Annotated in this window: 4 protein-coding genes and 2 pseudogenes; 2 read left to right on the plus strand and 4 right to left on the minus strand. The window is 70.8% G+C overall.

Annotated features, from left to right (window positions below; all coding sequences use genetic code 11):
• Positions 1–433: 433 nt before the first annotated feature.
• A pseudogene (locus tag ACY5KJ_RS15420) lies at positions 434–790 on the minus strand (YncE family protein); the annotation flags it as partial.
• Between the two features lie 272 nt (positions 791–1,062).
• Between ACY5KJ_RS15420 and ACY5KJ_RS15425 the strand changes: the two are divergent.
• Positions 1,063–2,187, plus strand: coding sequence for an SGNH/GDSL hydrolase family protein (locus tag ACY5KJ_RS15425; RefSeq protein ID WP_462188171.1), 1,125 nt, complete (start codon positions 1,063–1,065; stop codon positions 2,185–2,187).
• An 80-nt stretch (positions 2,188–2,267) separates the two neighbouring features.
• On the opposite strand, the gene sigJ is transcribed toward ACY5KJ_RS15425, so the two are convergent.
• Positions 2,268–3,146, minus strand: a complete 879-nt coding sequence (gene sigJ / locus ACY5KJ_RS15430; RefSeq protein ID WP_462188172.1) for an RNA polymerase sigma factor SigJ — start codon at positions 3,144–3,146, stop codon at positions 2,268–2,270.
• Positions 3,147–3,386: 240 nt separating this feature from the next.
• Between sigJ and ACY5KJ_RS15435 the strand changes: the two genes are divergently transcribed.
• Positions 3,387–4,082 carry an NAD(P)-dependent oxidoreductase gene (locus tag ACY5KJ_RS15435; RefSeq protein ID WP_462188173.1) on the plus strand — a complete coding sequence of 232 codons (696 nt, stop codon included), beginning with the start codon at positions 3,387–3,389 and terminating at the stop codon, positions 4,080–4,082.
• 76 nt (positions 4,083–4,158) lie between these two features.
• Here ACY5KJ_RS15435 and ACY5KJ_RS15440 read toward each other — a convergent pair whose 3' ends face one another.
• On the minus strand, positions 4,159–4,932 hold the full coding sequence (locus ACY5KJ_RS15440; RefSeq protein WP_462203662.1) for a Kelch repeat-containing protein: 774 nt from the start codon (positions 4,930–4,932) through the stop codon (positions 4,159–4,161).
• A gap of 844 nt (positions 4,933–5,776) precedes the next feature.
• Positions 5,777–6,006: pseudogene (locus ACY5KJ_RS15445) on the minus strand (hypothetical protein); the annotation flags it as partial.

Here is a 6,006-nt window from a genome sequence, read left to right on the forward strand (position 1 = left end):
ATGCAGGGCGGCCGGTTCGACCAGCCGTCGGGCGGGGGCGGGAAGATCGGCGAGGTCGGCCTTGAAGCGGCGGCCTCTCCCAACGTCGCCGGGCCGATGATCCGCCGGCCGCCCTGCATGACGAGCCGCAGCAGCGGCTCACCCAGGGAAGGTGGACGCTCGTCCCGGAGGCCGATCGTGTCGTTTGTGCCGGACCGGCGGAAGACCTGTTTGCAGCCGGGCAGGGTCTGCTCGCCGGGCGACAGCTCGCACGGCGGGTGGCCAGAGAAGTGCCGGGGAGGGACGAGGTCTGCGAGGGGGCCACGGAAGACGCGTTGTCTGTACCGTCCGCCGAGGCCGGGGAACGGCGGTGGGCATGGCCTGGCGCATCCGCCTTCCGGTTCCCGTCGGCGAGTTCCCGTGACCGTTGCAGCAAGAGGTAGTGGAGTCATAGCTACGCGTGACATCGGGGGTGGCGCGGGAAGGTCGCGGCGCGGGCGGCGGTGAAGTATCGCATGATTCCGGTGTGGCCGAGGGAGTAGCGCCCGGGCTGCGGCCAGACGGCGAGCCCGTGCGGCTCGTGGCCCACCGGGATCTCGGTCAACAGCCGGCCGGTCGTCGGGTCCGGCCCGCCGTTCCCGCCGTTCCCGCCGGTGTCGAACACGTACACGACGTTGCTGCGCCGGCCGGACAGCCACAGCCGGGTCCCGTCGGCGTTGACGTTGCCCATGTCGGGAATCCCGCCGCCGGGGATGGCCCAGTTTGCGACGATCTTCCTGGTGGTGAAGGAGATGACCGACACGGAGCCCCGATTTACAGACCGCCACTTTGGGGTGTCGCAGGCCTGCTCTGGGCGTCGCAGGACTGCTACTCCACGTACGCCACATCCGTGGACTCCACTCCACGGCCTGTCATCATGACGGTATGACGGGTAGCGATCTCGGGCGATGCCGGTGGAGCATGCTCGTGGTGGGCCTGGTGGCGGCCGTGGCGGTCGCGGGTTGCCGTGACACAGGCGCAGCGGATGTATCCCGTAGCCGACAGAACGTTGCGGCAGCGACATCGCAACCATCTGTGACGACGGTGCCACGTTTGCGGCAGGCGATGGTGACCGTGCAGGCCGGACGCTCGCGCACAGTCGTCGGGCTGAGCGTGGTGGCCCTGCACGGCCGGGTCACCGGCCCCGCGGCATCCACAACGTGGACGATGCTGTCGGGACCGGCCCCGGCCCGGTTCGCCGGTGACACGCCAGACACGACGGTGACCCTCCCGGTTCCGGGCAACTACGTGTTCCAGTTGACCGCGACCGACCGGTCCGGCCGTTCACGATCCTCGCGGACCAGGCTGACCGCGCTGCGCTACGTCGCGCTGGGTGACTCGTATTCCTCCGGTGACGGAGCCGGCCCCGTCGCCGACTACCTCCCGGGCAGCTACCGGCTATTCGGTGGCTGCCGACGCTCGACCGCCGCCTACCCGGCTCTCGTCCACGCCGCCCTGGCCACCAAGGACCCGCCGCCGTCCGCGACGTCTGATCCACTGTTCACCTTCGGGGCCTGCGCGGGCGCACGCATCCGGGACTTCTCCACGTCGCAGGGGCCTGGCACCCCACCACAGGACACCTATCTGGACGGGCCGGCCGACACCGTCGGACTGGTCACCCTCACCGTCGGCGGCAACGACATCGGTTTCGCCGACATCGCGGTCTACTGTGCGGCACTGCACGTGACCACACTTCTCCCGTCCTGCCGGGAGCACTCCGCACCGGCCGTCGGGACTGCTCTGAACACCCTGCAGCCACAACTCACTGAGACCTACCGGGCTATCCGACGGGCCCCAGCCTCGCCCCCGGGGCACGGATCCTCGTCCTGGGCTATCCCCGGCTGTTCCCCGACACTCTGGACGGCCCCGTGCCCGGTCAGCGTCCTCGGGAAGCTGGGGGTACGCATCCAGCCGGCCGACGCGGCCTGGTTCAACCAGACCGTCCACGACCTCAACAGCACGATCCGCGCCGCCGCGAGGGCGGCCGGCGTGACCTACGTGGACACCGAGAACGCCTTCGCCGGGCACGAGTTCTGCAGCAGTACAGGCAGTCCCCCCGACGTCGACCCCCTCGGAACGCCGTTCTCCGCCGCGTTCCACCCCAACGGCCAGGGGCAGCGCGCACTGGCCACCGCGATCATCGCCGCCTACCTTCCCACCGGCCGTTGACCACATCCGAGGCTGACACATTCGAGACTGTCTCCGGGTCTGTCGGGGGTCTGTCAAAAACACCCCGGTCAAAAACACCCCTAGTCGGCGAGAACCAGGCGGTGGAGTTTGTCGGGGTCGAGGATCAGGTCGATGGTGGCGATCCGTCCGTCGCGCACGGTGAGGCCGGCGACGGCGATGACACCGGTCGATGTGCGCGCGACGATCCCGGCGGTGCCGTTGACCAGAGCTGGCTGGCAGTGCCGCGCGAAGCGGGGGCCTTGGATGGCGGTGTGCTGTGCGACGTCCGCGGAGCCGGTGAGCAGCGCGGGCGCGAGCCGGGTGCGTGAGCCGGTGTCGACGCGGAACACGACGTCGGGGTCGAGCACCGCGACGAGGGCGTCGAAGTCGCCGGCCCGGGCGGCGGCCAGGAACGCGGCGACGACCTTGCGCTGTGCGGCGAGGTCGGGGTCCGGGACCGTCGGGGCGCCTCGCACCCGCCGTCGGGCGCGGCTGGCGAGCTGGCGGGCCGCGGCGGGGGTCCGGTCGACTATCGGGGCGATCTCCTCGAACGGCACGGCGAACATGTCGTGCAGGACGAACGCGAGCCGCTCGGACGGGGTGAGCGTCTCGAGCACGACGAGCAGCGCCAGGCCGGCGGAGTCGGCGAGCACGGTCTGCTGCTCCGGGCCGTCACCGTCCTCGGCGCTGACGATCGGCTCGGGCAGCCAGGTACCCACGAAGTCCTCCCGGCGCGCCTGGCGGGCACGCAGCATGTCGATGCACACCCGACCCACGACCGTCGTCAGCCAACCGCCGAGGTTGTTGATCGCCTCGTCGCCGGAGCGGCTCAGCCGCAGCCATGCCTCCTGGACGGCGTCCTCGGCCTCGCTGAGCGAACCGAGCATGCGGTACGCGACCGCCTGCAGCCGCGGGCGCTGGCGCTCGAACTGCTCGGCCTGCCACGTCGCATCGTCCATTGCCTGCACCCCTCGCTTGCACCCCTCCGGACCAGCCTCTCCTGAGCAGTTGACGAACGCGGCACCGCCGATGTGACGGGGCCACCCCCGTGACGCCACCCGTCTGGGTCCTGGGGACGGCTGGTAGCCGGTGGCCGGTGGGCGCGGCGGTCACATCTGTCCGGCGGGATCCGACAGACATCCGACGGACATCCGACAGGCAGGTGATCCGCGTACCCGTGGGTCAGGAGGAGCGCAGCAATGAGGATTGTCGTGTTCGGAGCGAACGGGCCGACCGGCGGGCTGCTGACCGAGCAGGCGCTGGCCGCCGGTTACGACGTCGTCGCGGTGACCAGGCGACCGGCGGAATTCCCGATTACGCACGAACGGCTCGACGTCGTGGGGGCCGACGTGCACGACGCCCAGGCCGTCGATCGGGCCGTCGAAGGAGCCGACGTGGTGCTGTCGACGCTTGGCGTGCCGTTCACGCGCGAACCGATCAACATCTACAGCGACGGAATCCGGAACATCACTGCGGCGATGTTCCGGCACGGGGTCAAGCGAGTGGTCGTGGTGAGCTCGAGTGCCACCGAGCCGCATCATCATGCCGATGGCGGTTTCCTGCTTAACCGGGTCCTCCAGCCGCTGATCACCGCGACGATCGGCAAGACGACCTACCGTGACATGCGCCGCATGGAGGAACTTCTGCGCGACAGCAACCTGGATTGGACGATCATGCGTCCCTCGGGTCTGTTCGATGCGCCCGGGGTGACGAGCTACGAGCTTCACGAGGACCAGGCGCCGGGTATCTTCACCAGCCGCATGGACCTGGCCGCGAGCCTGCTCGAACAGGCGACCGAGGTACGGTTCGTGCACAAGGCGGTCGCCGTGACGACCCGCGAAGGCGCCCCGACGCTATTTCAGATGTTGCGCCGGGAGGCATTCAAGCGGGACTGACCTCAGCAAACGCGGCCGGCGGCCGGCGCCGGCCTCATGGGACAGGGCGGCCGGCGCCGGCTGGTGGTGTTGTTCGTTACTTGTTCAGTGCGGCGGCGGTGTTCAGTGTCTTGCCGGTGCTGGACGTTCCACCCAGCACGTACACCCGGCCGTCACCACCGGTCGCCGCGGCATGCCCGGCCCGGGTAGAGGGGGAGCTGGTCGGTCCGGCGGCCCACCGGTCGTCCTTCGGGGTGTAGACTTGCACCGCCCCGGTGACGTTCCCGGCGCTGTCCCGCCCGCCGATGATGTAGACCCGGCCGTCGGGGCCGGTCGCCCCGGCGGCACCCGCGACGCCGTCCGGCAGGTCGGACATCTGGGCCCACGAGCCCTTCTCGGCCGCATCCGAACCCGGTGTGTAGGCGAAGACGTCGGTGGCCGCCCGCTGTGCGGAGCCGCCGCCAGCCCCGATGCCGCCGGCGGCCAGGATCCGGCCGTCCGGCAGGGCCGTCAGGACCGGAGCCCTGTTCGCGGGCGGCGGCGCTCCGGCCGTCGACCAGCTGTCCGAGCCGGGATCGTAGATCGCCAGGGTCTTCGCGTCGAGAACGTAGATCCTGCCGTCGGTGCCGCGGACCGCGCTCGGGTCACCCATGGCGCTCGGCAGGGGCTTCCCCGCCGACCAGCTTCCGTCGGACGGGGTGTACACCTCGACGATGTCCGTGGGCTGGTTCGAGCTGCCGGACCGGCCGCCGATCGCGTAGATCCGGCCATCGAGGTCGGTCGCGGCGGCGAGATGGGTACGCGCGGTCGGCAGATCGGGCGCGTCCGTCCAGGCGTTCTTCCGCGGGTCGTAGACCTGGACCGTTCCCACCGGCGTCAGGGCGGCGACGCCCGGTGGCGACGTGGGTGAGCCGGTGCCCGTCGGTGATGCGGGCGTGGTCGGTGAACCGGTCGGACTCGCGCCGGGTGATCCGGCCAGCGGCTTCCGGGTCAGGCTGGCCGGACCCACCGTCGATGTCGTCGCGGAACTTCCGGGCGTCCCGGTGGGGGCTGGCGACTGCGTCGGCGATGCGGGTGTGGCTATCGGTGAAGTGGGTGTGGCGGCCGGTGAAGTTGGTGTGGTGGTTGGTGACGCGGTCGGGCCGGGCGTTGCCGTGGGCGTCCCCGTAGGCGAGCCCGGGGCGCCGCCGCCGGCGCCCGTCTCGGCGGCTTGGCCGCCGATCGCATAGATCCGTCCGTCACATCCCGTGGTGGCCGCGAGATGGGCACGGGGAGCTGGCAGGGCGGTAACCGTCTCCCAGCTTTGCAACGGGCCGGCGATCTGGGGCAGCGACGGGCATCTGCCCGTCGGGCTGCCGGTCGGTGCTGCCGCCTCGGCCACCGAGCTGAGCAGCCCCGGCGCGGCCAGGGCTGCTGCCAGCGTGGCGGTCAGGACGAAGGCACGCGAGGCGCACCGACGTGATGTACGGGACCAGTTCATGAAGTCTCCCCCCTCTGAGGACCGCGGGTGCGGCCCTGACCGACGGGTGGATGGCATGGGCAGATGACGGTGCACGCGCGAGAACTAGCTGTACGTTGTGCATCCCGACGTTGTGCATTCCCATTGATTCGAAGAGTAATCGCCGTTGGGTTCGGTGCCCGCGGGTCCACCCGGACGGGACGAGTGGGCCTGACGCGGTGCGGGACCATCCCCCGACGGGGGTGGGTGGCGCGGGTCAGAGGTGGCCGCGGCGGACCAACAGGGCCAGGACGCAGGCCGACGGGGCCATCGGCAGCCATACCGTGATCATTCGGTAGCCGGGGGCGGCCGGCGCCACGACCACCATCCGGTCGGCCGGAAGCCCGGCCGCGAGATGGCAGGCGAACGTCTGGATGCCGCCGAGCACCGGGGGGAACTTGTCGGCGACCACCAGCACGCTCGGCACGTCGACCGGGCCGGTACCGG

This window comes from Frankia sp. CcWB3 (assembly GCF_977927595.1).

What these genes read in the sequence shown, in the direction of transcription:
- sigJ (WP_462188172.1), bottom strand. Translation starts at nt 3,146, where the DNA reads ATGGACGATGCGACGTGGCAGGCCGAGCAGTTCGAGCGCCAGCGCCCG.
- ACY5KJ_RS15435 (WP_462188173.1), top strand. Translation starts at nt 3,387, where the DNA reads ATGAGGATTGTCGTGTTCGGAGCGAACGGGCCGACCGGCGGGCTGCTG.